Here is a 25,789-nt window from a genome sequence, read left to right on the forward strand (position 1 = left end):
AAAAAGGGAATGTCAAGATAAATGACATTCCCTTTATAATTCATCTGGAAACTATTTATTTGAGCTTTGCTTTAAGTCTGTCAATAGCATCCTCATGTCTCTGAATCGCATAAGTAGCAGATTTGATCTTAAGCTCTGTGGACATTTTCTTTTCATGGATCTCATTGCACTTGATGTAATAGTCGAGAATGCTCTCATCCTCAACCTCAAGATACTTATCCGCAATGCATCCAGGAAGAACAAACTTCTTTGTTACATCAGCGAACTTAACCTCAATATATTTGCCGTCCTGCTTTATGATTGTTCCTTCACCAAATTTCTTGTGAGTAACCTTCATCTTAAGGGCAGATTTATCTCCAAGAGAAGCTTCTTCTTTTTCAAGACCGGCAAGTTCATCTGTAAGGACTCTTTGCTGCTCATGTAATTCCTCGATCTGCTTAGCGTTCTCGTCAAGCATCTCCTTGGTTTTCTTGGTAGGTTTTTTCTTAAGCTCGGAAGAGTTTACATTAACGTCTTCGTTTTCCATATTAAGAGGCATACGAGTTCTCCTTATCAGAAAAATTAACGTCCTAACAATAATATTTTAACTTATTTAAATGAAAATTACAACTCAGTAATCTGCCCCGATTTAAGCTCTATAGACTTTTTATCCACCTCGATCCATATGCTGCATGCGTTTGGATTATAAGCAAAATCCCCGTTAACAGAAACCTGTACGCGATTGTAGGCATCGAGATAATCAATTATTTCGATGTTTGTTGCGTACCAGATATCAGATTTATTTCCAATCTTTTTAGAAAAATTTTCGATTATATCCCAGTTATTCTCTTTCTCAAATTCATAACTATGGCCCCATACATAAAAGCACTTCAGGTACTGGGTTTTATAGAAATCAACAAATCCATCACACAGATCTTCAAGACAGGACTCAGTATGATGACAGGTAGGATCCCATCTAAAGGGATCTGTAGGAAGATCAAATGAATGTGTTGAACGGATAGTCCTTGCATAAGCCATTCCACACGACTTCAGAGCATCTACAACATCATCTGAAAAAGAGCCGTTGGGGTAAGCAAAACCTCTTACCGGATATCCAACCACTTCCTCCAATCCTCTTCTGTCCTCAAGGATCTGCATAGCCATCTGTTCCTTGGGGCAACGGGCAATTGTAGGATGTGTAAAGGAATGGGAAGCAATTTCATGTCCTTTATATAGCTCTTTTATCTTTGACATGGGAATCCTTTCCTCATAAGGATATGTGAAAGGATTATTCTCAAGTCCATAGTTTATGTTAAAGGTGCCTTTGATACCATATTCATTAAGTATGTCCAAAAGCCTTTTATCAGGCATTTTTCCATCGTCATAGCTAAGAGTAAGAACCTTATGTTTTCCTTCAGGAAAAGCTATATATATGTTACGCATTTTTCTTTTTTCTGCCATAATTCACCTTCTGATCCCAGAATGATAAACATTTAATGTCAGGCCTTATGTGTCAGACCGTGTGAAGCCATCTGCCTCTTTTCTTCATCGAGGATCTGTCCCCACTTGTATGGTGTGTTCTGATATACATAGTAGTTCAGCCAGTTAGAATAAAGGTTGTTTGCATGTCCTCTCCAGACAAGATCAGGTTTGTTGTCTGGATTATTATCAGGGTAATAATTGATTGGAGGCTGTATTGGCAGACCCTTACTAAGATCTCTTTTGTATTCCTCATCCAAAGTAAGTCTGTCATACTCGGCATGTCCCATTGCAAATATCTGAGAACCAGATTTATTCATGCAAAGGAATACTCCTGCTATCTCCGACTCTGCCAAAACTACCAGATCTTCACAGGCATGGATCTTATCTGCAGGTGTTTCTGTGTGTCTTGAATGAGGCATCTGGAAAACATCATCAAAGCCTCTGACAAGCGGAACTTTACGGTTCATTACACGATGCTGATAGATTCCAAATCTCTTTTCCGCAAGGGGCTCCTTGTCTATTCCGTAATGATAATAGATGCCGGCCTGGGCTCCCCAGCAGATATGAAAGGTAGATGTTACATTAGTCTTGGACCACTCAAAAACTCTGCAAAGTTCATCCCAGTAATCAACCTCTGTGAAAGGCATCTGCTCAACAGGTGCACCGGTAATGATAAGTCCGTCGTAGGTGTTATCCTTAAGTTCATCAAAGGTGTTATAAAATCTCATCAGATGGTTAGGTGATGTATTTGCATGATGATGAGTACTCATCTGCATAAAGGATACATCAATCTGAAGAGGTGTATTTGACATGGATCTAAGGAGCTGAAGCTCTGTGTCTTCCTTAAGTGGCATCAGATTAAGGATACAGATCTGAAGTGAACGGATATCCTGATGCATGGCCCTGTTCTCATCAACTACAAATATATTTTCTTTTTCGAGTGTGTCTCTTACCGGTAAGTCATTTTGTACTTTGATGGGCATTTTGTTTAATTCTCCTTAGTTTATTTGATAATACATTCCTCATTGTATCATAGATAGGAACTGTGCTTCATCTATAACCTTGATTCCAAGCTCATTTGCCTTGGTCAGTTTGCTGCCGGCAGCTTCTCCAGCAAGGACCAGAGAAGTTTTCTTCGATACTGATCCGGAAGCTTTTCCTCCATTTTTTACGATAAGCTCCTCTGCTTCCTTCCTTCCAAGAGTAGGAAGTGTACCGGTTACAACAATGGTCATTCCAGAAAGTTTATCAGAAGCGCCTTCATCCTTTACAGCCTTCATATTAAGGCCAAGGCTGTTCATTTCATTAAGGATAGAAAGGTTCCTCTCATCATGGAAAAATTCATAAAGATCATCAGCCGTGGTTTCGCCAATATCCGGAATCTGCAAAAAGCCATCTTTGGTAACCTTAGTAAGATCCATAAGATCCTCAAAATGCTTCATGATCTCCCTTGCTGTGGACTTTCCTACGTTTCTTATGGCAAGACCTGTAAGAAGCCTTACAGGGTCATTTTCTTTGGATTTTTCTATTTCTCCAAGTAGTTTATCAGTGTTCTTCTCTTTACCAATAATTCCCTTTTCGATGAGCTCATCCCTGTGGTCTTTGAGATGATAAATATCAGAATAATTGTTAAGATATCCCTCTTTTACAAGTGCTTCTACAAGTGTATCACCAAGACCCATGATATTCATGGCATCTCTTGAAGTAAAATAGGCAATTGTTCTTGTAACCTGTGCAGGACATGTGGGATTTATGCACCTTATATCAGCTGTATCTGCTTCTCTAATAAGATGTCCACCACAAACAGGGCATTCTGTAGGAGCCTTAAATATAGTCTCCGGCTCTTTTACGCAGCCATTAAGCTTAGGAATGATCTCTCCTGACTTAAATAGCTTGTATTCACCGCCGATTCCCACCTTCATTTCAGTAATGTAATCCTGATTGTGAAGAGTTGCCCTTGATACACTGGTCCCACAAAGCCTGGCAGGTTTTCCGGTCTCTCTGTCATGGAAGCTTCCTGTAAAGGTGAGCTTACCGGTCCTTCCTACATCCACCAGTATCTCATCCATTACAACAACTCGCTCCTCAGGAGGATACTTGTACGCTATATGCCCACTTGAATACTTGGAACCAGCTGGAAAATCCTCTCTCCACAAGGTGTTATCAACCTTGATAACTGCACCGTCAAGATCAAAGTCCAGTCCATCCCTCATTTCGCCGATTGCATCTATGGCATCTACCACTTCCTGTGCCGATGAACAGGCCTTATGGAAAACTGTCTTAACGCCTGCATCAGTCAAAATATCCATTGCTTTTACGTGAGATTCTCGTAGCTCCTGTGGCCCATCCTGAACGTTAAATACAAACATTTTAAGGCCACGCCTTTTAGTGATCTCAGGATCAAGCTGGCGTAAAGTACCTGCAGCTAAGTTTCTTGGGTTGGCAGCAGTCTTTTTTCCCTGCTTCTCCTGCTCTTCATTAAATGCCTCAAAATCATCGTGAGACATGTAAACTTCGCCGCGAAGCTCCAGATATTCATAAGGAAGGTTAAGTGCCTTTTGAACATCAGGAATCACCAGTGCATTGGCTGTAACATCCTCGCCAATAAGACCGTCCCCTCTTGTTTCTGCAAGAGTCAGATGGAGCTTTCCGTCCTTTTCATCTCTGTTATAGCGAAGAGAAAGGCTGAGTCCGTCAATCTTCTGCTCAACGCTAAAGACAGCTCCCGGGTGCATGGAATGTACCTTATTAACCCACTGTGTCACATCATCTTTATTAAACACATCTTCAATTGAAAGCATGGGAACGTTATGAGTAACCTTGACACCAGCCTCGCGCTTCGCTACTCCGCCAACTATCTGGCTTGGAGAGTCCTTTGTGACAAAGGATGGATTCTCCTTTTCAATAGTTTTAAGCCGTTGCATCAGCTGGTCGTACTCATAGTCAGAAATCTCAGGTGTATCCTGATTGTAATATAAATCCATATGATGCTTTATCTCCTTACAGAGAGCATCATACTCAGCTCTTATATCAGCATTTGCCATATTAAAATCCCCCAACAATTATTTTATAATCCGCAGTCCTTAAGGAGCTTTGAAAGGTCCTTTTCACTTATAGGCCTGTACTGCCCAGGCTTAAGGTCATATTCTGAAAGCTTAATATTCATGACCCTGATACGCTTCAAGGAAATGACGTTAGCTCCGCACTCCTTTGTCATACGCCTTATCTGCCTGTTAAGGCCCTGGGTCAGAATTATGTTAAAAGAGCTTTTTCCGGTCTTTTTCACCTGACAACCTCTGGTGGTCTTATCAAGTTCCGGAAGGTACACTCCGTTAGACATCTTATTTAGAAATTCGCCGGAAATCTCACGGTCAACTGTGACCTCATATTCCTTCTCATGTCTTTTGGAGCCCTTCATCATTGCCTGGATAAGGTTTCCGTCGTCAGTCATGATCAGAAGCCCTTCTGAGTCCTTATCAAGACGCCCGGCATAAGTAACTCTTTTATCAAGGCCCAAATCCTCTATGACAGTTCTTTTAGCATGGGCATCCTTTTCGGTACAGGTGACACCAATGGGCTTATAGTAAGCAAGGTAGGTGAAACTTTCCTTAGCCTTTAGCTCTTTTCCATCTAAAAGAACTGTGTCTTTCTCAGAAACATCAGCCCCGGCAGTAGGAATAGCACCATTTACAGTGACCCGACCGGACTCTATTAACTTATCTGCTTCCCTTCTGGAACAAACCCCGCTAGAAGCAATAAATTTATTAAGTCTCATAAATCCTCGAATAATCTATGCTATTACATAAAAAATCAGGAACGGCTCGTTGCTGGACCGTTCCTGTCACTTATCATATCACATATTAGAAAGTGAAGACATTTCTTTTACTGCATTTCCTTCTATTATGCAGTTATAGCTCTCCTTAATGTGTGCAATAACATGCAGGTTGCTGGCCTCAAAATGTCCAAATTCATACGCCATGGTGAAAAGTGAAGCAAATACCTTAGGCTCCACATCATTCCTGACAAGATCCAGGAAATAATCTCCTGAAACAGGATCCTTGTAAAGGGAACTGCTGATATCGATATCCCTCGGAACCTTTGCGCTGAAGTCGATCACAGTCTTAAGGTCGTCAAATTTAAAGATATATTCATGGAACTTAAGCCTTTGAAGATCTTTATCAGAACTCTTTGCAGACTTGGAAGCTCCGGTTGATATCTTGTCAGCCTTGTTCTTGGTGCTACCTACTGTAGCATTATTATTGACAGAAATTTTCTCAGAATCTGTATCCTTAGATTCATCCAGTCCGTTCTCGCCAATAATGTTCTTAACCTGGCTGGTGAACTGCTTAAGGTTCTTCAGATACTCGTTTAGACGATTGAGCCTCTCTTCATCAACTGAATCACCAATGTCCTCAAGAACACTCTTAGGAATTGTGATTCCGGCCTTTTCAGTAAGATTCTTAAGGATCTCACCAAAAGAAGCTGAGGCATTCTCAGTCAAAGTAAGCGAAATTGAATGATCAGGAAGAACTGTGATCTGAAGTGGCATAAAGCTACCGGTTGGCTTGTAATCAACCTCTTCCTCAGCCTTCTTCATGACCTCATGAAGAAAATCCATGGCTTCCTTCTTCTTCTCAAACAGGTCCTCAAGCTTGATTCCCTGCTCATCCATATCGTCTTCAGTTATGATGCATGTTACTGTATCTTTATTTATTCTTTTAAATTCCATATTATTACCTTTTTGAAATCTCCAAAAACGTCTGTAACGTATTTTAGCACACCTAACAGATTCTTGGAAGACCTTCACCGTACATTAGCCCAACCACGCGTTTTCCGCCGATTTTAGTCCTGACGGTTACATTAATATTATCAGCGCTTTCCTGATTCTTTTTAACCTCGCCAACGATTGCTGCATTCTCGCCGTATTTTGACTGTCTTATGAGCAAAAGAGCTTCATCTGCGTCATCAGGATGTACAGATAATACCATCTTTCCCTCGTTTCCCATGTACATAGGGTCAAGGCCCAGGATTCCGCAAAAATCTTTGACAGCAGGAGAAACCGGAAGTTCATCTTCATTAAGTTCAATGCTGCACTGAGAAGCAGAAGCAAATTCATTTAAGACTGTTCCAAGTCCGCCTCTTGTTACATCTCTCATGGCATGAACTCTTATGTTGTTATCCAGGAGTTTTTGTACCATTTCAACTAATGGTGCGTCGTCGGACACAATGTTGCTTTCAATACCCATTCTTGTGCCAAGGATAGCTGCATGATGGTCTCCAAGATTACCTGAAAGGACTATCTTATCGCCGTCCTGAAGCTTTAATGGACCGGGAACATCCAAATCCTCACTAATGAATCCTACTCCTGAAGTATTTATTATAAGGCCGGGTGTACCACCTTTATTCTCAATAACCTTAGTATCACCGGTAATGATTACGACGCCTGCTTCTTTAGCTGTCTTGGCCATAGATGCTATAACTCTGTCCAGAACCTCAATATCAAGTCCTTCCTCAAGAATACATCCACAGGTTAAGTACATAGGCTTTGCGCCGCTCATAAGAAGATCGTTCACTGTTCCACATATAGACAATCTTCCTATATCTCCTCCAGGAAACTCAATAGGAGTAACCACAAAGCTATCGGTGGTTACAGCCAGTCTTCCGTTTCCAGGAACTACTGCAGAATCCTCCAGTTTATCAAGGAACTGGTTCTTAAAATGTTTTGCAAATACACTTTCAATCAGCTTAGAGGTGGACTCTCCGCCACTTCCATGAGCCATGGTTATTTTCATTTTATATCCTCGTTAATATCTATTTCTTATTTTCTTCCCGAAATGAAGTAGTTATAACAGCTGCCTTCGGTGGAGACCATGCAAGCACCATGTGCGTTATCCGGAGTACAGCTCTTTCCAAATAATGGGCACTCCTTGGGGCTTATCTTTCCAACTAAAACTTTGTCACAGCTACAGCCCTTTGGCATATGGTCTTCATCGAGGCCATAACTTCCGGCATCAAACTGCTTATACTCCTTGCGAAGGATCATGCCAGAGCCCTTGATCTTGCCCATACCACGCCAGGACGAATCAGAGGGTTCAAAGTACTTGTCTACTGCTTCCTTTGCCTTAAGATTACCTTCATCAGTAACAACATCCGGGTAAAGATTTTTATATCCGGGGTTTCCTTTCATCTTCAAAAGAGCATATACAGTTAAAAGAAGCTGTCTTCCCTCAAAGCCTGATACTACAAAAGGAATACCAAGCTCCTTTGAAAGCTCTTTGAATAAGTTGCCACCTGTAACTGCTGAAACGTGGCCGGGGGCTATAAAACCATCTATTCCGCCTCCGTTATTAACTACCCATCTGATGACTTCAGGCATAGTCTTAAGGGACGTTAAGAGCTTTAAATTCTTAATGTTTTCTTCTATGGCTTTCTCTACGACAAGAGCATAAACAGGCGTTGTTGTTTCAAATCCTATTGCCGCAAAAACGTAGGTTATATCCGGGTTTTCTTTTGCCCTGGTAATGGTCTCCATTGGGGAGTAAACCATCTGAACATGAGCACCATCAGCCTTAGCATCAGCAAGGGATTTAGTAGTTCCCTTTACCCTAATAAGATCACCAAAGGTAAGAACACAGGTATTCTCAGCCATGGAAAGCTCTACCAGTTTGTCTATCACAGCAGTAACTGTAACACAAACCGGACAGCCCGGACCTGATATGAGTTTGATCTTAGGTGAAAGCATGGATGGAATACCATTTTCTGAAATAGCCGCTGTATGGGTACCGCACACTTCCATAATTCGCACTTCAGGACCATCATAGTTTTTTAGTTCATCTATTATCCTATCCAGATCCATAGCCATTATGCAGTAATATCCTCTATCTCTTTAAAAAGTTCTTCCATCTCGTCAGCCATCTTATCATCCATTGTCTGAATGATGCAGCCGGCATGAACAAGGACCTTATCTCCAACCTTAACATTAACAAGTCCAGCCTCAGCGTGAACTATGTTGCCACTAAAATCTACAGTGGCCTTTGTGCCCTCAAGGGCTATTACTTTTCCTGGTATTGCTACGCACATATTGTTCTCCTAACAGAACCGGTCAAGCCGGAATTACACTTTATATTACCTTTGATTACATAAAAAACTTATGACGATCTTGTAATACTAGATCGTTTTCATGAATTTAGCAAGCCATAATATGCCTGACCTGTTGATATTCCACCATCTCCAAGGGGAACCTTCTGGTTCCAGCAGACTTCAAAGCCTTCATCTTTTAAGGCTTTTATTGCTCTTGTAAGAAGAAGCCTGTTATTAAATACTCCACCCGAGAGACACACAGCCATATCAACAGATGCAGAATCCGTGTCGCTAAATTTTCGATATAATAAAGCAGAAGCTTTTGTTATCAAATCTTTAATAGCCATATGGAAGCCGTAAGCAATAGCTCGCTTACTGTAGTTCCCTTCCTGAAGGCATTTATATATTTCAGCAAAAAGAGCTATCTGATCAGCTTCATCATCTTTTATAGAGAAGGTAAACTTGGGATAGTCTTCCCCTTTAAATAAAAGAGCTTCTTTCTCAAGCATTATAGCGCATTCGCCTTCATAGCTGTTGTAACTACATATTCCAAGAAGTGCAGAAACAGCGTCAAATAGCCTTCCCATGCTGGAGGTTTCAAAGGTGTTTATGTTATTATCAAGGGCTGCTAGCAATAGTTTGGAATCAGAGTTTGATACATGAGTCATGTCCTTTATATGAACTTTGGACTCACAGACATTATCAAAAGCATCCGGACTTATCAGCCCACGTTTCTTTGCCTCATGGATGTAGCAAAGTGCCACATTTCCAGCATTCTTTGGTGCCTCATCTCCTCCTGCAAGCTTAGCATAGGAAAGATGAAGGATCCTTTCTGCTTTGGAGCCTTTGCAATAAACAAATTCGCCGCCCCAAATATTCCCATCAAGCCCAAAACCTGTTCCATCGAAGGATACTCCAATGCATTCTGTCAGACTGTTTTCAGCCATTACAGAGTAAATATGGGCAAAGTGATGCTGAAGTTCCAGAAGAGGTATATCCTCCTTATTCGAAAGCTCTTTTCCCATCTTCGTGGACATATACAAGGGATGGAGATCGCTTATTATAACCTCAGGCTTAAATTCAAATATACGCTGATAATCATTTAAAAGCTTTCCATAGCTTCTATTGACTTCATAGTCCTTCAAGTCACCAATGTATTGGGACGGGATGATTCTATCGCCCTTTCCAAAGGCAAAAGAACTTTTGAGATCTCCACCTAAAGCCAAAATTCCAATTTTATGTTCATCAGATAACACTCTATCAGAATATGAAGTTGATGATAGATCGTTGTTATCAGAAGTTGGATCAACAATAACAGGAAGTGGTGTAAAGCCTCTGGCACGCCTAATAAATTGGGAAGTTTCCCTGCCGTCAACATTTATAACAAACATGACTGAATCATCCTGTGCCATGTTGATGCGACGCTTATGATAAAGAACTGCATCTACACTTGTATCAGCTATGCCATCATCGGATTGTTTTCCTGAATCAGGCATAAACACGGAAAGAAACTTTTCGTCATTGATGATCATAGGTTCATCAGACTTATTGGCGCTGGTAACGATCAAGGGACCAAGTTCATCCGTCAGAAGTCTGTGAATTCCTGCTGAAGGAAGAAAAGCACCAATATATAGGCTTCCTTTCAGAACCTCTTCAGGGAAGATGATTTCATTATTGGCGCGAACTAATACAATTGGCCTTGCAGAGGATTTCAAAAGCTTTTCTTCAAGTTCTGATACAAAGGCATATTTTCTGATGTCCTCCACCGTAGAGAACATAAGGGCAAAAGGCTTATTCTCACGACCTTTAACCTTTCGAAGCCGTGATGCTATTTCTGCTTCGGGTCTGCAGACAAGCTGATACCCAGAAATTCCCTTAAGGCCAATTATCTTACCATCACGAAGAAGTTCAATGGCCTTCTGGACAGATTTCTCGCCAGATTCAAATGTCGCACTCTTTCGAACCTTTAATATCATCTGAGGGCCGCAGTCGTGGCAGGAAATGGTCTGGGCATATTTCCTGCGTCCAATACCGTAGTCCTTCTGACAGGATGGGCACATGCAAAAATCTTCCATGGTAGTAGTATCCCTGTCATAAGGGAGCCTGTTCAGAATACTCATACGTGGCCCACAGACAGCGCAGCTTATCAGAGGATATCTAAAGCGTCTGTTTGAAGTATCCAGCATCTCAGACATGCAGTCATCGCAAATCCCGATATCCGGAAGGAATACCGGAAGCTCCGATGACAGATCCAGCTGGCTGCTCTCTATGATCACAAAACTATCGTCTGTACCAAAATACAAGCCATCATCTTTGGGGTTAAGAGCTGCCAAAGCGTCCTTATCAACTTCACTGGCCTCAACAGAAAGGATGAAGCCACCAGCAGGAACCTCTTTGGATAGCATGGCAATAAAAGAATCTACGTCCATCTCTGCACCAGAAACCAAAATCTCAACAGATGCTCCGCAATTCTTCACATAGCCTGAAAGTCCATATTCAGTTGCCTTTTCAGAAATAAAGGGGCGATAACCTATACCCTGTACCGCCCCTTTTACTACTATTCGTTTTGTCATGCCAATATTATGCCAAAATGGTCTGTTGAATTATTTCTCTTCAGGTGCCTTCTGTGCTTCAGGCTGTACATTTGCTGCTGGTGCAGGATTAGCTGCAGGTGCTCCTGCATTTGCTGCTGGAGCTGCGCCACCCTGAGCTGCCTGAGCTGCCTTTGCAGCGGCTGCTGCAGCTGCACGCTCCTTAGCTGCCTTCATGAGTGCTTCCTGAGCAGCGATAGCCTTCTCAGACTGCTTAAAGGTCTTTGTAACCTTCTCAGAACCTGGCTCCTGGAATCTAAGTCCCATAGAAAGTGACTTCTTAGGACAGTTATCTACACAACATCTGCACTGGATGCAGCTCATAGGTCTGATGGACCAGGTCTTTTCAGCCTTGTCTACAGTGATAGCGTGTGTAGGACACTTTATAGAGCAAAGACCACACAGAATGCAAAGATCCATATCATTTTCAACGTGACCTCTTGTACCCTGTGGATACTCCTTCTCAACCTTTCTTGTCTTGGGTTTTGATAAAAGGTTATGAATTACTGTGTTTTTAAAGCTTACGATAGCCATTCCTCTCTCCCTCCAATTATCTCTCTGTACAGCTGATACATGGATCAATTGTAAGAACTAAGATCGGCACGTCAGCCAGATCACAACCCTTAAGTGTCTCAACAAGGCCTGAAAGGTTAGCAAATGTGGGAGTGCGGACTCTCATTCTGTCTATGAACTTGGTTCCGTTAGCCTTTACGTAATAGATAGCTTCTCCACGAGGCTGCTCTATTCTCATTACATACTCGCCGTTTGGCATACCCTTAACAGGGACATCGATATCACCTGCAGGCATCTTGTCGATACACTGACGAATAATGTCAAAGGCCTGGAAGATCTCTTTTATACGGCACTCGGTACGAGCATAGGAATCACCCTCTGTGCTGATGATAGGCTCAAAATCAACATCACCATATGCACAATAACCGGTAGTTCTGATATCTCTTGCGATTCCGCTGGCTCTAAGGAAAGGACCTGCGCATCCAAGCTCATCAGCCTCTGCAGCTGTAAGTACACCAACACCACGAAGTCTTGTCTGTACAGCCATATCGTTAAGGAAAGGCTTAGCAATAACCTTAAGTTCTTCTTCCATTCTGTTGATCCTCTGGTAGAAGTCCTTAAGCATCTCATCAGAAACATCTCTTCTGATTCCGCCAACTTTCATAACTGAGAAGATAACACGGCCGCCGGTGGAAGCCTCGAACATATCAAGGGCATCTTCTCTAAGTCTCCAGCACTCCATGTAAAGAGACTCAAAGCCGAAAGCATCAGCAAGAAGTCCAAGCCAGAGAAGATGTGAATGTATTCTTGAAAGCTCTGACCAGATTGTTCTTAAATACTTAGCTCTTGAAGGAACATCAATATCCATGATGTGCTCAACAGCTTCACTATAACCAAGTCCATGACCAAGAGAGCAGATACCGCAGATACGCTCTGCAACATAGACCATTTCATTAAAATCTTTTTTATCAACCAGCTTCTCAAGACCTCTGTGGATGAATCCGATGGAAGGGATAGCTTCAACTACCTTCTCATCTTCCATAACAAGGTCAAGGTGAATAGGTTCCGGAAGAACCGGATGCTGGGGTCCAAATGGAATTACACTTCTAGTAGACATTTAGGTTCCTCCAATTATTTAAATGGTGTCTCGATCGCTGTACGATAGAGCTTGCCTTCATAGTCAATATTGATCATCTTGATCTGCACACCGAAAAGATCGTGCATCTCATTTTCATAGATGAATGCGCAAGGGAAAATGCTTGTAATACTTGAGATTTCCTGATCCTCTGGAAGTACGATCTTAAGATTCTTCATCTCAAGCTCTTTTCCGAAGGTATAAATAAGCTCGTAGGCATCAGGAACTCTTGTAGCGCACTGCTGAATAAGATGATATCCGGCAAATTTAAGCTTCTGAGATTCGTCTATAACGCTCTCTGGATTAACACTTATAAATTCAGTATTCATTAAGCCTTATCTCCTTTCTCAGAATTATCAGCTGCTGGAGCTGCCGGAGCAGCTGGCTTTGGTGCCTGAGCCGCCTGAGCAGGTGCTGCAGCTTTAGCTGCGGGCTTAGGAGCCGGTGCAGCTGGTTTCGCAGAAGCCTTGATCTTCTCTTCTGCCTGCTGACGAAGTGCTTCTTCTGTAAGAACTGCATCATACTGGTTACTTGGATCGTAATCATCAGCAGTCATATGAATAGCCATCTTGCTGTAATCTACAGTACAGTAGCCGGCCTTCATGGAAGCCTTCAGTTTCTTTCTCTTCTCCTCGAGAATGCCAACAGCCTTTACAACGCCCTCAATAAGCGCTTCAGGTCTTACAGCACATCCAGGTACATAAACATCTACTGGAACAACCTTGTCTGCTCCTCCTAAGATGTTGTAACATTCTTTAAAAATACCGCCGTCACATGCGCAGATTCCGCAGGCAACAACTACCTTTGGATCAGGCATCATGTTGTAGAGCTGTCTAACAACTGGAGCTGTCTGAGCATTGATACCTCCAGTTAAAAGAAGCACATCCGCATGTTTAGGATTACCGGTATTGATGATACCAAATCTCTCCACGTCATACATGGGAGTCATGGTAGCAAGAACTTCTATATCACAGCCGTTACAGCTGGATCCATCATAATGTAACACCCAAGGTGATTTTGCAATGTTCATTGATCTTATTCCCTTCTATTCTTATTTTAATACGTTAAGAATTAACAGATTAGTTCCCGCAAATACAAGGATAACAGCCCATGTAACCTTGAGCATTGTGATGTATTTTACTCGTGGGAAGATATTATCAATAAGTGTCTCAAGGAAGAATACAACAACGCATGCAATTATAGCCCAGATACGGCTTATAGGATCTGCTGTAATGAAGAACATTCCAACGATACCCATCATAAGCACTGTATCATACCACTCTGCGATCTCAACAAAAGCCAGGTTGTTACCTGAAAGATCTGTTGTAAGTCCCTTAACCATCTCCTGATGCATATGATGTGAAGTACTAAGATCAAAAGGTGATTTGCGAAGCTTAATGATCAGTATAAATACAAATCCGATAAAGAATCCGGGAAGCTGAAGTATTGCAGGTGAAGAAGCCTTAATAAGGTCATTTACCATGAAACTTCCCTGTGCATAGTAAAATCCAATAGCTACTAAAAGAGTCATTGGCTCATAGCACATCATCTGTAACAGCTCACGTTGTGCGCCCATGATACTGTAAGGTCCATTGGTTGAGAAAGCAGCCATAACCATAAGTACCTCTGACATAGAAAGGGCGAAGAAAACAAGGAGCATATCTCCACCGGCAAAGAAAAGGCATCCGGTGAATACTGTCATGATAAGGTAACCTGTCACAAACAGCACCTGGATTGAGTTAACAACGGTGGTCTGTTTATGAAGAAGCTTATTTACATCATAGAAGGGCTGAATGATTGGTGGGCCCTGTCTTCCCTGCATTCGAGCAGCGAAAAGTCTGTCTGTTCCAGACAAAAGTCCTCCGATAATCGGAGCAAGAACTATATATGCTATTGCCTTAATTATGAAAGTATAATCCATCAGATAGCACCTCCTACAACAATGATGAGCATTACTGCCACAAGGACAGCAGCCACCCAGATACATGGCCACAGGAGCTTCTTCTCACCGAAGAACTCTTCCATGTACCAGTTAGACATATAAAGTGCTCTCTCCTTACCGAAAGAATCAATGTAATGCCTGTCATCACCAGCATTTACACCGGCTACATAAGACATTGTCATCTTTGAATTCTTACCAATTGACAGGAATCTTGAACCAATAGGGATCATAAATACCATAGCTACCATGATCATCATGATAATAACATCAGATCCACCGATAACATCAGGAATATTGGTATGGAAAGCCTCATCAAGAATAGGCTGGATCATAGTTCCTGACATCCATGGGAATGCAAAACACATGATGATGATCAGTGAAGTAAGAGGGAAAATAGAAACCAGCTCACTTCTAGGTGTGATATCCTCCAGCTCAAAGGACTGGTGAATAACTGCACAGATCTTTCCAAGCCATTTTGCCCAGTAGAACAATGTGCTACCTGATCCAAATACAAGGAAAAGAACAAGCCATACAGAACCTGAATCAACGAAGGACTTAAGAGCAGCCCACTTTGATACAAGCATTCCAAAAGGTGCCATGAACATTCCACAGATACCAATGATCATGATGAATGCAAGTCTTGGAAGCTTAATGATAAGTCCGTGCATATCCTCAATATCACGGCTGTGCATACAGTTCTCAATATCACCTACAGTCTGAAACAGGAGTGACTTTGATACAGCATGGAAAAGAACCAGCATAACAGCTGCCCATACACCCTCTGTAGTACCTGTTCCTGCGCAGGCTGTGATAAGTCCAAGGTTTGAAATTGTTGAATAAGCAAGAACCTTCTTACCATCACTAACAGTAATAGCCAGAAGTGATGCTGCAAAGAATGTAAATCCACCGATGACTGTGATCATGACACCTGTAAGAGTTCCATACATGATAGGTGCAACTCTGATCAGCATGTAGACACCAATCTTAACCATTGTAGCTGAGTGAAGCAACGCACTGGAAGGAGTTGGTGCAACCATGGCTCCAAGGAGCCAGCGTGAAAATGGGAACTGAGCACTCTTTGTAAGTGCAGCAAAAGCAAAAAGTGTAACTGGAACAATAACAAGCTCGTTTCCACCGGCAGTAACCTGGCTAAGGTTAGAAATGCCAAGACCCATATTGCAGATCATAAGGCCTGCTGCGAATCCGCATCCGCCAAGAAGGTTCATCCAAAGAGCTCTGAAGGAATTGTCTACAGCCTCCTGAGTTCTTGTATAACCGATCATAAGGAATGAGCATACTGATGTGATCTCCCAGAAGAAATAGATCCAACCAAGAGAGTCTGATGAGATCAGTCCAAACATTGCTCCAAGGAATACAAACATAAGTGCAAGGAAGTAATTAGATCTGTCATCCACATCTGTGTGATGATGATGATAATCCTTCATGTAACCTGAAGCGTAGATGCAGATAAGAATACCTACAATACCTACAATCAGATACATAACTGCTGCAAAGGTATCAATTCTGATATGAGTATTTCCCTCTACAACATGTCCTGTAAGATCCATCCACAAAACAGGAATTGTTCCGGCAAGTGAAAAGAGAATCGCATAATACTTCTTGTATTTGATACTAAGGAAGCAAACAAGACACATAAGGAAGATCTCTCCTCCTATTACAATCTTGTCAGGAATATGCGTCTCCGCCAGATACACAAACTGTGTAGTGTCTCCGGACATAAGCACATTCACAGCAACATAAATAGCAGCTGCCATAATTGTAAAGCCGCCAAGAATGATCACTGCACTTCTGAATGGGCTGGCATTCTTAAGAATAAAGATCAGAACTGCCATAATGAAGGGAAACAGAATAAGAAAGTTTACTACGTTTAAAATAGGAATAGCCAAGGTCTTTCGCCCCTTTCACATACAATTCTCATGAGATAGCTCATGAGTTTTTCATAAATTTGTCTACGGCCTCATTGAGTTCAATGATGGCCTGTTCATCCCCGTCCTGAACTGCATGGACAATGCAATGGCTCATGTGTTCCTTGAGTATCTCTTTTCCGCAGTTGTTGATTGCGGATCTTACAGCAGCCAACTGAACGAGAACCTCTGCGCAATCCCTGTCATCTTCAACCATCTTCTTGACTGATTCAAGGTGACCGATTGCCTTGGAAAGCCTGTTAACAATAGCCTTCATATGCTCAGGATCATGGTGATGTTCATGATGTTCATGATGATTTGAACTCATAAAAACCTCCATAAAGAATGTGCGTTTTTTGTTAATTTTTTGACTTTTAAATGCAAAAAAATAATTAATCCCCAAAAACGCACAACTGACCGAATATCATTATATTTCTCAAAGGATAAAAAATCAATAAAGATTATCTAACATTTCCAATAATCTTATATAAAAGGTCATAAAGAAGCTTTGCCTCCTCCTGACTAAGCCTTACACAAGAACCCATGGCAGCTGGAATATTAATAGCCTTATCCTTCAAAGCCTCACCGGACTTGGTAATAGAAACCACCAGATTCCTTTCATCCTCGCTGGATCTGACTCTGGAAATATATCCCTTTGCCTCAAGTTTTTTAAGCACAGGAGTAAGAGTACCTGAATCAAGATAAAGGCACTCCCCCAAGGTTTTAACATTAACTGTCTTCTTCTCCCAAAGAACCATCATGGTAATGTACTGAGTATAAGTAAGATCGATATCATCAAGGTAGGGCTTATACTTCCTTATTATCTCCTTCGCACAGGCATAAAGCGGGAAGCAAAGCTGATTGCCAAGCTTTAATGATTCATATTTTTCCTGACTGTTTTCCATAGCAATCTCCTATTAAATAAATTTTATGCTATTTATTATATCACAATTTAGCTTTATGCTGCATCCTCTCTTCCAAATTAGTAAACAAAATGGTCAGATACCTCATAAAAGGCTCAGTAGCAATTGCAAAAAGAACAAATAGCATGACACATTCTACTGATACATAGGAAATAGAGAACAGATCATTAAATATAAATGCTGCCAATATCATTCCGCCAATGCACCCGAAAATAACTCTAAGTCTGTACTTATTTACAGGGTTACATATATTGGTCAGGATAATGAATCCAACAATAGCTAAAAGAAATGTTGCTGCAACAGAAACATCCGTAGGCTCTACCCCAAAGGTATTGCCAAATACAACCAGAGCAGCTATCGCAAAAAAGTCTGTGAGCGCAGCTGGCATAGCCTTTAATAGGACCTTAACAAGGAAATGTCCCTTTATCCTTTTATTATTAGGCTCCATTGCCAGGAAAAATCCAGGTATGCCTATGTTAAAGAGACTAACCATAGTTATCTGCGATGGTTGTAAAGGGTAAGTAAGTACATTGATAATAGAGAACACAGCAAGCAGCAGGGAAAAGATATTTTTCACAAGGAACAATGTTGCTGTTCTCTCTATGTTGTTGATATTTCTTCTACCCTCTGCAACAATCTTTGGCATCTTGGAAAAATCACTGTCCATAAGGACTACCTGAGCAGCCTGTACAGCCGCATCAGATCCGGCTGCCATAGCAATAGAACAGTCAGCATCCTTCATTGCCAGAATATCATTAACACCATCGCCGGTCATGGCAACAGTATGGCCATCTCTTTTCAGTGCTCTTACTATCTTCTGCTTCTGCTCAGGAGAAACTCTGCCAAATACAGTATATTTCCGAGCAGCATCTCTTATATCTTCGTCCTCAAGGGTGCTGGCATCAACATATCTGTCGGCATTATCAATACCTGCCTTCTTGGCAACTTCGGAAACAGTTCTCGGATTATCTCCGGAAATAACCTTTACATCTACCCCCTGTTTCTTAAAGTAAGCAAAGGTAGAAGGTGCTGCTTCCCTTACAGGATTCTGTAACAAAATAAAGACAAGAGGTTTGGTAACAGCCCCTTTAAGTTCTCCATCCGGAAGTTCCACCGATAGATTATCAGAATATTCATCAATAATCTCTTTTCCATCTGCTCCGCCATAATAAGAAGCAAAACAAAGAACCCTAAGGCCTCTTCCGGCGTAAGAATCAATCACATCCTTATATGCTTCATATCTATCCTGAAGAATAAACTCAGGTGCCCCCATGACGTAAGAGCCATCCGTAAACTGAACAGCGCTGTATTTGTACTTGGACGAGAAGGAACGGAATGAAACGCATGTCCTACTGTTTCTTATGGGGAAATAATCCTCCAGAGCATGCATGGTTATGTTATCATCCGGAACACACCCAATATAATCAGCTATAAGATTCACATAGTAATCAAAAACTTCCGGATCTTCTGTACCGTCAGCCAATACAGCATCTGCCACAAGCATACTGTTATCAGTTATTGTTCCGGTCTTATCCACACAAATAGTATCTACTCTTGCCAGAGTTTCTATACTCCTCATGTCATGGAGCATAACCTTTTCTTTGGCAAGTCTAATTGTACTAAGTCCAAGAGTAATACTAAGAAGAAGGTATAAACCTTCAGGAATCATGCCTATAAGCGCAGCAACCATTGAGGGAATGCTCTCGGCAAAAGAATTCCCCTGAATAAAAACGCTCTGAACAAAAAGACATATTCCCACAGGAATAATAATAAGTCCGGCAAAAGCAACTATTTTGTTAATGGACTTTACCATCTCAGACTGCTCAGCTGAGGGCATCTTCTTAGCCCTGAGCATAAGCTGTGAAATATAGGAATCCTGACCTACTTTAGTAAGTCTGGCAAGACATTTTCCGGAAACAACAAAGCTACCGGACATAAGCTCTGAACCGGAAGTCTTAATGATCTCATCAGCTTCACCGGTCAGAAGGGACTCATTTACAGCAATTTCACCATCTATAACAACAGCATCAGCGCATATCTGATTCCCTGAAGAAAAAACTACTACATCGCCAAGAACAAGCTTATCAATAGGTACCAGTTTCTCCTGTCCATCTCGGATTACAGTGGCAGTAGTCTGGTGAAGAACCTTTAGCCTGTCCAGTATATTTTTGGCTTTTATGCCCTGAAAAATACCGATAAGAGCATTACAAATAACAACCGGGAGGAATGTAAGTGAATTCCAGGCTCCTGAAATAACAAGCAGCACAGCCATTATAAAGAATATCAGGTTAAAATATGTAAAGATATTCTCCTTTATGATATCCCAGTTGGTCTTACCGATATTATCAATTTGGGTGTTACCCTTTCCTTCCAGAAGAAGCTTTTGAGCCTCCTCGGAAGAAAGGGACAAATTAGTGTTATCCATATTATTTAGCAGTGTGATTCATCTTCTTGATTGGAATATTTGCATAAAGAGCCGGAACAGTCTTTCCACTGTTATCCTCAGTATCAACCTGAGTGATGTTGATATCAATGCCCTCCATATCAATCTCTGCGTACTTGGAAAGGACTTCTATGATGTCACTTCTAATTCTCTGCATAACCTCAGGAGAGCAGCTGGCTCTGTCAGAAACAAGAACAAGCTTTAGGCGGTCCTTAGCAACATCGCTTGATGATTTCTTCTTAAAAAAATCTGTGATCTTCATATTGCAATCAGCCTCCTATCACTTTTTCTTAAACCAGGAAAAAATGCCTTTCTTAGAATCAAGATCAAGGAAAGGTACGTTCTCTCCTGTTACACGACGGCAGATATTCATATATGCCTGTCCGGCAAGTGAGTTATCACCAACTAAAGGCTCACCATTATTAGTTGAAACGACAATATTCTCATCATCAGGAATCTGTCCGATAAGCTCAACTGCAAGAATATCCACTACATCAGCAGCTGACATCATATCGCCTCTCTTGATCATGTCAGGACGAAGTCTGTTAACAATAAGCTGATGGTTCTTGATCTCTCTGGATTCAAGAAGACCAATGATCCTGTCAGCATCACGTACAGCTGAAACCTCAGGTGTAGTAACAATAAGAGCTCTGTCAGCGCCTGCAATGGCATTCATGAAGCCCTGCTCGATTCCTGCAGGACAATCAAGAATAACATAATCAAATTCCTGTTTAAGCTCATCTGTAAGCTGCTTCATCTGCTCAGGAGTTACACTTGTCTTATCTCTTGTCTGGGCAGCAGGAAGAAGATACAAGTTTTCATATTTCTTATCCTTGATCATAGCCTGATTCTTTCTGCAATTGCCTTCTACTACATCAACAAGATTATAGACAATCCTGTTCTCCAGTCCCATAACCACATCAAGGTTACGAAGACCTATATCAGTATCAACCAAAACAACCTTCTTATTCAGTTTAGCAAGTCCAGTACCAAGGTTAGCAGTAGTTGTTGTCTTACCAACGCCACCCTTACCTGAGGTAATTACTATTACTTCTCCCATTAATATCCTCCTAAATCAAAATACTTAAATCTTGTAAAACTGTCTTAAAAATGACGCACCATATCCAGTTTTTACAATATGGTCGTTCTCAATGTAGGCAACTTCAGGTTCATTATCATTAGTAGCAAGGATCCTCTTCTTTTTGACCTTTAATTTAGCACCTTTTTCTGCATCAGGTGAAATAGCTATAGCATCAGCAATTCTCACCTGAATAGGATTAAGATCAAGAGCCATTATCACAGCGTTCCTATCGCCCTGAGCTCCGGCAAAGGCATTGCCACGAAGTTCACCAAGAATAAAAATGCTGCCATAGGAAGTAACGTTTGCTCCGGGTTTTACATCTCCAAGAACAATAATGCTTCTCTCGCTGGAAATATCCTGCCCGGACCTGAGATTACCTCTGTAGATCAACGCCAAATCTCCGTCAGGTGTTAAAATACTCTCCTCCAAAACAGAAGTATCTTGTTCCGGTTCAGAACTAAGCGCTCTTTTAAATCCCTTTTCAAGAGAAGATTCATCGTCAATCACACAGCCAATGGTCAGATAGGAATTATTCTGGATGATATCGATCACCTGATCAGTCTCCTCTGCAGACAGACTTCTGCCTCTTATCACCAGTCCAAAGGTATGCTTTCCAAGAAAAGACGCATTCTCTTTAAACTTCTCTGCAATTGAAGCTGATAATGAATCAAAAGAAATAGATGGATCCAAAACCAGTATGATACCTGATTTAGTTCCTTTGATAGTAACTGCCTGTTCCAATAGATCACCCAACCTTTATCATACATCTTGTGTGTATCGTTTTCCAAAACACACCATGTATTAGTATATGACATTTACCTTAAAATTTCCATAAAAAAATGGAGCCTTGGCACATGTCCAAAGCTCCATAAATTAGCATACTATAATTAGTTAAGTCCGCCTGCCTGCTTAGCAACTTCCTCAGCAAAGTTCTCGTTCTTCTTCTCGATACCTTCGCCAGTCTCGAAACGAACAAATCTCTTGATCTTGAGGTTAGCATTGTTAGCCTTACCAACCTGTGCAAGGTACTGAGAAACTGACTGCTTGCCATCCTCAGCCTTAACATAAACCTGCTCATTAAGGCAGATCTCTTTGAACTCCTTGTTAAGACGACCGATAAGCATCTTCTCGATGATCTCCTGAGGCTTTCTCTTACCCTCTGGAAGCTCGTCGTTCTCCTTCATAGCCTGAGCAAGGAGGATCTCCTTCTCGTGGTTTCTGTACTCCTCTGAAATATCCTCAGAAGAAACGAACTTAGGATTAAGAGCTGCAACCTGCATAGCTACATTCTTAACTGCATCCTTGATCTCATCATTAACAACGTCTGTCTCAGCCTCTACGATAACTGAAATTCTTCCGCCGCCATGTGTGTAAGGAACAACAATACCGTTTGAAGCAACAACCTTCTCAAATCTTCTGATGCTGAGCTTCTCTGAAATAACTGCTGTGATCTCGATAAGAGCCTCGTTAACAGTCTTAGACTCATCAAGATTCCACTTCTCAGCCATGAATGAATCAAGATCCTTAGCATCTGAGTTAACAGCCTGAGTAGCAACTGCCTCAACGAATGACTGGAACTTCTCGTTCTGTGCAACGAAGTCTGTCTCTGAGTTAACCTCAACAACAGCTGCTGTCTGATCATCCTTAACAGCGACTCTTGTAAGACCCTCAGCTGCGATTCTGCTAGCCTTCTTCTCAGCCTTCATGATACCGTTCTTTCTAAGGTACTCAACGGCCTGATCCATATCTCCGTTAGTCTCTGTAAGAGCCTTCTTGCACTCCATCATTCCAGCGCCTGTTGACTCACGTAACTCTTTTACCATTGCTGCTGTAATAGCCATTTATATTTCCTCCGTAGGTTTTATATTCGATTTACAACTTAGAGAATTAAGCCTCAACTGTCTCAGCTGCTTCCTCAGCACCCTCTGCAACGTAATCTGCAGCTGCGTCTGACTCAGCGCCCTGGTTAGCCTCGATAACTGCATCAGCCATCTTGCCAACGATAAGCTTTACTGCTCTGATAGCATCATCGTTACCAGGAATGATGAAGTCAAGCTCCTCAGGATCACAGTTTGTATCACCGATACCGATAAGAGTGATTCCAAGAGACTCAGCCTCCTGAATGCAGATTCTCTCCTTCTTAGGATCTACAACAAAGATAGCATCAGGAATTCTCTTCATATCTCTGATTCCGCCAAGGTTTGCCTGAAGCTTAGAAAGCTCCTTCTTAAGCTGAGCAACTTCCTTCTTAGGAAGAACATCAAATGTTCCGTCTTCCTGCATCTTCTCGATAGTCTTCATTCTAGCGATTCTGCTCTGGATTGTCTTGAAGTTTGTAAGCATTCCACCGAGCCATCTCTCATTTACATAGTACATTCCGCAACGCTCAGCCTCAGTCTTAACTGCGTCCTGAGCCTGCTTCTTTGTTCCAACGAAAAGGATTGTTCCACCCTGCTGTGCAATCTCAAAAACTGCCTTGTAAGCCTCGTCAACCTTTACAACTGACTTCTGAAGGTCGATGATGTGGATTCCGTTTCTCTCTGTGAAGATGTAAGGAGCCATTTTAGGGTTCCATCTTCTTGTCTGGTGTCCAAAGTGTACACCTGCCTCAAGTAACTGCTTCATTGATACAACGCTCATTTTAATACCTCCGTTTGGTTTGATCTTCCGTATGTCCTCCACCTGTAATTCCGAAAAGTTGCGTTATCCTAACCGGCAGGCTCCAAATCTGATCAGAGTTTACTGACACCGGATCTGGAATCAGGCACACGTGCTTTTTATGTTACTGCTGCAAGTTCTAAATGGCATAAACGCCCAATTAGTCCGCAGCTTTTATATATTATCACAAGAAAAACTATAAATCAACAAAAAAAGAAGCAGTTTTCTACTTCTTTTTCAGCCTTTCGTTATAATACTAGCAATCTGCTCGTATGAAGCACCATCAGGTATGGTCTTTGTACCTGAACGGATTATTCTGTCCATGCCTCTGTCTATAAGGTATCTGTTAAAAGTAACAGCGTTATCAACCAAACCTTCTCTATATAATATAGCTGCTACCTGATCTGACCCAAGTCCTCCGGGAATTGTCACTATCTTGGAAGTGCCTGAGGTTGAAGTCTGCTCTGATGAAGAAGCATTTCTACTAGCTTCAGCATTTGCAGTCTCTGCTACCTCTTCTTTTCTTTCTTCTGTAGATGCGTTTGTAGATGCAGCCGTAGTAGCTTCGCTAGAAGCCTCAGAAGATGCTACAGATGCCACTGATGAAGGAGCACTGCTTCCCTTAACTTCTTTAGTAGATGCTTCTGCAGCACTTTCAGTCCTTACCTGTTCTGTTGAAACAGCTGTGACAGCTTCTGAAGAGTCTTTTTCTCCGTCTTCCTTCTCTTCAGCCACTTCTGAAACTGATGGATCTGATAAAGCGACTTCTTGTTGGATTTCTTCAGATACTTCTTTTCCTTCTTGATCCAGTGACGGATCGGATGCAGATGAATCATTTTCATTATCTTTATCCACCTCAGCTGTGTTTTGAGTTAAAACTCCGCTATCAGCTTCAACCATACCAAGAGCCTTAGCTCTTTTAATGATCTCGGCATCACTCAGTGTCGACTTTCTACCCCCAAGAGCGAACCCCATCACTATCGCAGTAAGGATAATTCCAATACCCATTCCACGAAGATAATACTTTAATTTCATTCAAAAACCTCTTATCTGACTTTTCTATGTTTATTGGAAAGATCAATTACAAGCTTTACTTCTCCTATACCAAGGCCAAGCTCCCTTGCTATTACCATATTGCTCTTTCCGGCTTTATGCATTTCAATGATCTGTTTATTCTGAGAAACAGGATCGTTGGCTGTAAGCTCCTGCATCGAAGTATCAGGATTCTTGGATCTTCCTTCAACTCTGACTGCTTCTGTGATCGGAACCACCTTTGAAGTAGGTGACTCCTTTTCACTCTTGCCTCCAATGACATGAAGGGCAGATAGTTGCTCTGGCTTAAGGACTTCTACAGGAATCTCATCAAGTCCGCCAAGCTCAGGTACGCTTTCCTCCTCAATGGGCTCTTGAGGAACAGGTTTAATCGGTTCAGGAGCCTTCTCTTTATAAGGAATATGGATTCCGCTGAGTTTATCGTCAGCCTCATCAAGAAGTATTGCTCTTACATTCTCCCCAAGAGAAGAAGGATAAATGTTATTAGAAGCTTCCTGAGCCTCTCTGGCTGTAGCCTCAGCATCACGAACAACCTGTTTGGCCTCATCAGCCTTCCTGGTAACCTCACTGACAACACTGGTAAGATTCTTGTGTTTGTCATTGAGCATATCGTACATGAACATTACTTCATCGTGATTTTTGTGGATATCATTGATGACAGTGTCAGAATACTCGCCAATAGCAGACATCTTTTCATTAGAGATCCGCTCCATGGCCCTTTCTGTCCTGTCTAAAGAATTCTCGACGCTGTCCCCAACCATATCATCTATGGTATCTTTCTGCTCTTCAACCTCACGTCTAACAAGCTCACGAATCTCCCTCTCCATGAGCATCTTGTCTTCTTCATCCAGCTCTTTTCCGGCAGGTAGAAGATACCCTAATATGATCGCAGCAAATCCTGCGACTATGAGAACAATTTCTGTAATACTGATCATTTCTCCGCCCAATTTCCCCACAAAAACTAAACGTATAAATTATACACGT

At 41.7% G+C, this 25,789-nt stretch carries 26 protein-coding genes; all 26 read right to left on the reverse strand.

Going from position 1 to position 25,789, the window contains the following annotated elements:
* Nucleotides 1-55: 55 nt before the first annotated feature.
* The 26 genes from BO18_RS29335 to BO18_RS29460 all read right to left on the reverse strand — a co-directional run bounded on the left by BO18_RS29335 (nucleotide 56) and on the right by BO18_RS29460 (nucleotide 25,740).
* Complete coding sequence (locus BO18_RS29335; protein ID WP_034452249.1) at nucleotides 56-538, reverse strand: hypothetical protein; 483 nt, start codon at nucleotides 536-538, stop codon at nucleotides 56-58.
* A 65-nt stretch (nucleotides 539-603) separates the two neighbouring features.
* Nucleotides 604-1,440, reverse strand: a complete 837-nt coding sequence (locus BO18_RS29340) for a polysaccharide deacetylase family protein (RefSeq protein ID WP_242856623.1) — start codon at nucleotides 1,438-1,440, stop codon at nucleotides 604-606.
* A gap of 38 nt (nucleotides 1,441-1,478) precedes the next feature.
* Nucleotides 1,479-2,444 (reverse strand): homoserine O-acetyltransferase MetA, encoded by a 966-nt coding sequence (gene metA / locus BO18_RS29345; protein ID WP_034452251.1) that lies wholly within the window; start codon nucleotides 2,442-2,444, stop codon nucleotides 1,479-1,481.
* A 39-nt stretch (nucleotides 2,445-2,483) separates the two neighbouring features.
* Nucleotides 2,484-4,505 carry an NAD-dependent DNA ligase LigA gene (gene ligA / locus BO18_RS29350; RefSeq protein ID WP_051689295.1) on the reverse strand — a complete coding sequence of 674 codons (2,022 nt, stop codon included), beginning with the start codon at nucleotides 4,503-4,505 and terminating at the stop codon, nucleotides 2,484-2,486.
* A gap of 23 nt (nucleotides 4,506-4,528) precedes the next feature.
* The gene (locus tag BO18_RS29355) at nucleotides 4,529-5,236 is read right to left on the reverse strand and encodes a pseudouridine synthase (RefSeq protein WP_034452253.1); all 708 of its coding nucleotides are present in this window, start codon (nucleotides 5,234-5,236) and stop codon (nucleotides 4,529-4,531) included.
* Between the two features lie 78 nt (nucleotides 5,237-5,314).
* Nucleotides 5,315-6,190 (reverse strand): adaptor protein MecA, encoded by an 876-nt coding sequence (locus BO18_RS29360; protein ID WP_034452255.1) that lies wholly within the window; start codon nucleotides 6,188-6,190, stop codon nucleotides 5,315-5,317.
* Nucleotides 6,191-6,242: 52 nt separating this feature from the next.
* Nucleotides 6,243-7,253 carry a hydrogenase expression/formation protein HypE gene (gene hypE / locus BO18_RS29365; RefSeq protein ID WP_034452257.1) on the reverse strand — a complete coding sequence of 337 codons (1,011 nt, stop codon included), beginning with the start codon at nucleotides 7,251-7,253 and terminating at the stop codon, nucleotides 6,243-6,245.
* A gap of 26 nt (nucleotides 7,254-7,279) precedes the next feature.
* Nucleotides 7,280-8,323 carry a hydrogenase formation protein HypD gene (hypD, locus tag BO18_RS29370; RefSeq protein WP_081861330.1) on the reverse strand — a complete coding sequence of 348 codons (1,044 nt, stop codon included), beginning with the start codon at nucleotides 8,321-8,323 and terminating at the stop codon, nucleotides 7,280-7,282.
* On the reverse strand, nucleotides 8,323-8,541 hold the full coding sequence (locus tag BO18_RS29375) for a HypC/HybG/HupF family hydrogenase formation chaperone (RefSeq protein ID WP_034452259.1): 219 nt from the start codon (nucleotides 8,539-8,541) through the stop codon (nucleotides 8,323-8,325). Before BO18_RS29375 ends, hypD begins: the two co-directional genes overlap by 1 nt.
* A 98-nt stretch (nucleotides 8,542-8,639) precedes the next feature.
* Nucleotides 8,640-11,114, reverse strand: coding sequence for a carbamoyltransferase HypF (gene hypF / locus BO18_RS29380; RefSeq protein ID WP_034452262.1), 2,475 nt, complete (start codon nucleotides 11,112-11,114; stop codon nucleotides 8,640-8,642).
* A 30-nt stretch (nucleotides 11,115-11,144) separates the two neighbouring features.
* Nucleotides 11,145-11,666 (reverse strand): NADH-quinone oxidoreductase subunit I, encoded by a 522-nt coding sequence (locus BO18_RS29385; RefSeq protein WP_051689296.1) that lies wholly within the window; start codon nucleotides 11,664-11,666, stop codon nucleotides 11,145-11,147.
* Between the two features lie 16 nt (nucleotides 11,667-11,682).
* Complete coding sequence (locus tag BO18_RS29390; protein ID WP_034452263.1) at nucleotides 11,683-12,762, reverse strand: hydrogenase large subunit; 1,080 nt, start codon at nucleotides 12,760-12,762, stop codon at nucleotides 11,683-11,685.
* A 14-nt stretch (nucleotides 12,763-12,776) separates the two neighbouring features.
* Complete coding sequence (locus BO18_RS29395; protein WP_034452264.1) at nucleotides 12,777-13,109, reverse strand: NADH-quinone oxidoreductase subunit C; 333 nt, start codon at nucleotides 13,107-13,109, stop codon at nucleotides 12,777-12,779.
* Nucleotides 13,109-13,810 (reverse strand): NADH-quinone oxidoreductase subunit B family protein, encoded by a 702-nt coding sequence (locus tag BO18_RS36370; RefSeq protein ID WP_034452266.1) that lies wholly within the window; start codon nucleotides 13,808-13,810, stop codon nucleotides 13,109-13,111. Before BO18_RS36370 ends, BO18_RS29395 begins: the two co-directional genes overlap by 1 nt.
* A 21-nt stretch (nucleotides 13,811-13,831) precedes the next feature.
* On the reverse strand, nucleotides 13,832-14,701 hold the full coding sequence (locus tag BO18_RS29405; RefSeq protein WP_034452268.1) for a respiratory chain complex I subunit 1 family protein: 870 nt from the start codon (nucleotides 14,699-14,701) through the stop codon (nucleotides 13,832-13,834).
* Entirely contained in the window at nucleotides 14,701-16,629 is a 1,929-nt protein-coding gene (locus BO18_RS29410; RefSeq protein WP_051689297.1) for an NADH-quinone oxidoreductase subunit 5 family protein, read from the reverse strand. The genes BO18_RS29405 and BO18_RS29410 overlap by 1 nt, the downstream gene beginning before the upstream one ends.
* A gap of 40 nt (nucleotides 16,630-16,669) precedes the next feature.
* Nucleotides 16,670-16,975: a metal-sensing transcriptional repressor gene (locus BO18_RS29415; RefSeq protein ID WP_242856624.1), complete on the reverse strand. Its 306-nt coding sequence runs from the start codon at nucleotides 16,973-16,975 to the stop codon at nucleotides 16,670-16,672.
* A 133-nt stretch (nucleotides 16,976-17,108) separates the two neighbouring features.
* Nucleotides 17,109-17,552 carry a MarR family winged helix-turn-helix transcriptional regulator gene (locus BO18_RS29420; protein ID WP_034452270.1) on the reverse strand — a complete coding sequence of 148 codons (444 nt, stop codon included), beginning with the start codon at nucleotides 17,550-17,552 and terminating at the stop codon, nucleotides 17,109-17,111.
* Nucleotides 17,553-17,592: 40 nt separating this feature from the next.
* Nucleotides 17,593-19,995 carry a cation-translocating P-type ATPase gene (locus BO18_RS29425; protein WP_034452271.1) on the reverse strand — a complete coding sequence of 801 codons (2,403 nt, stop codon included), beginning with the start codon at nucleotides 19,993-19,995 and terminating at the stop codon, nucleotides 17,593-17,595.
* 1 nt (nucleotide 19,996) lies between these two features.
* On the reverse strand, nucleotides 19,997-20,275 hold the full coding sequence (gene minE / locus BO18_RS29430) for a cell division topological specificity factor MinE (protein ID WP_034452272.1): 279 nt from the start codon (nucleotides 20,273-20,275) through the stop codon (nucleotides 19,997-19,999).
* A gap of 18 nt (nucleotides 20,276-20,293) precedes the next feature.
* Complete coding sequence (gene minD / locus BO18_RS29435) at nucleotides 20,294-21,073, reverse strand: septum site-determining protein MinD (RefSeq protein WP_034452274.1); 780 nt, start codon at nucleotides 21,071-21,073, stop codon at nucleotides 20,294-20,296.
* Between the two features lie 24 nt (nucleotides 21,074-21,097).
* Entirely contained in the window at nucleotides 21,098-21,835 is a 738-nt protein-coding gene (gene minC, locus BO18_RS29440; protein WP_051689298.1) for a septum site-determining protein MinC, read from the reverse strand.
* Between the two features lie 146 nt (nucleotides 21,836-21,981).
* The gene (gene tsf / locus BO18_RS29445; protein ID WP_034452276.1) at nucleotides 21,982-22,935 is read right to left on the reverse strand and encodes a translation elongation factor Ts; all 954 of its coding nucleotides are present in this window, start codon (nucleotides 22,933-22,935) and stop codon (nucleotides 21,982-21,984) included.
* A gap of 46 nt (nucleotides 22,936-22,981) precedes the next feature.
* Nucleotides 22,982-23,734 carry a 30S ribosomal protein S2 gene (gene rpsB, locus BO18_RS29450; protein ID WP_034452278.1) on the reverse strand — a complete coding sequence of 251 codons (753 nt, stop codon included), beginning with the start codon at nucleotides 23,732-23,734 and terminating at the stop codon, nucleotides 22,982-22,984.
* Between the two features lie 255 nt (nucleotides 23,735-23,989).
* Nucleotides 23,990-24,787 (reverse strand): hypothetical protein, encoded by a 798-nt coding sequence (locus BO18_RS29455; protein ID WP_034452280.1) that lies wholly within the window; start codon nucleotides 24,785-24,787, stop codon nucleotides 23,990-23,992.
* Nucleotides 24,788-24,798: 11 nt separating this feature from the next.
* Complete coding sequence (locus BO18_RS29460) at nucleotides 24,799-25,740, reverse strand: DUF6115 domain-containing protein (RefSeq protein WP_034452282.1); 942 nt, start codon at nucleotides 25,738-25,740, stop codon at nucleotides 24,799-24,801.
* Between the last annotated feature and the right edge of the window lie 49 nt (nucleotides 25,741-25,789).

The organism is Butyrivibrio sp. AE2032, assembly GCF_000702965.1.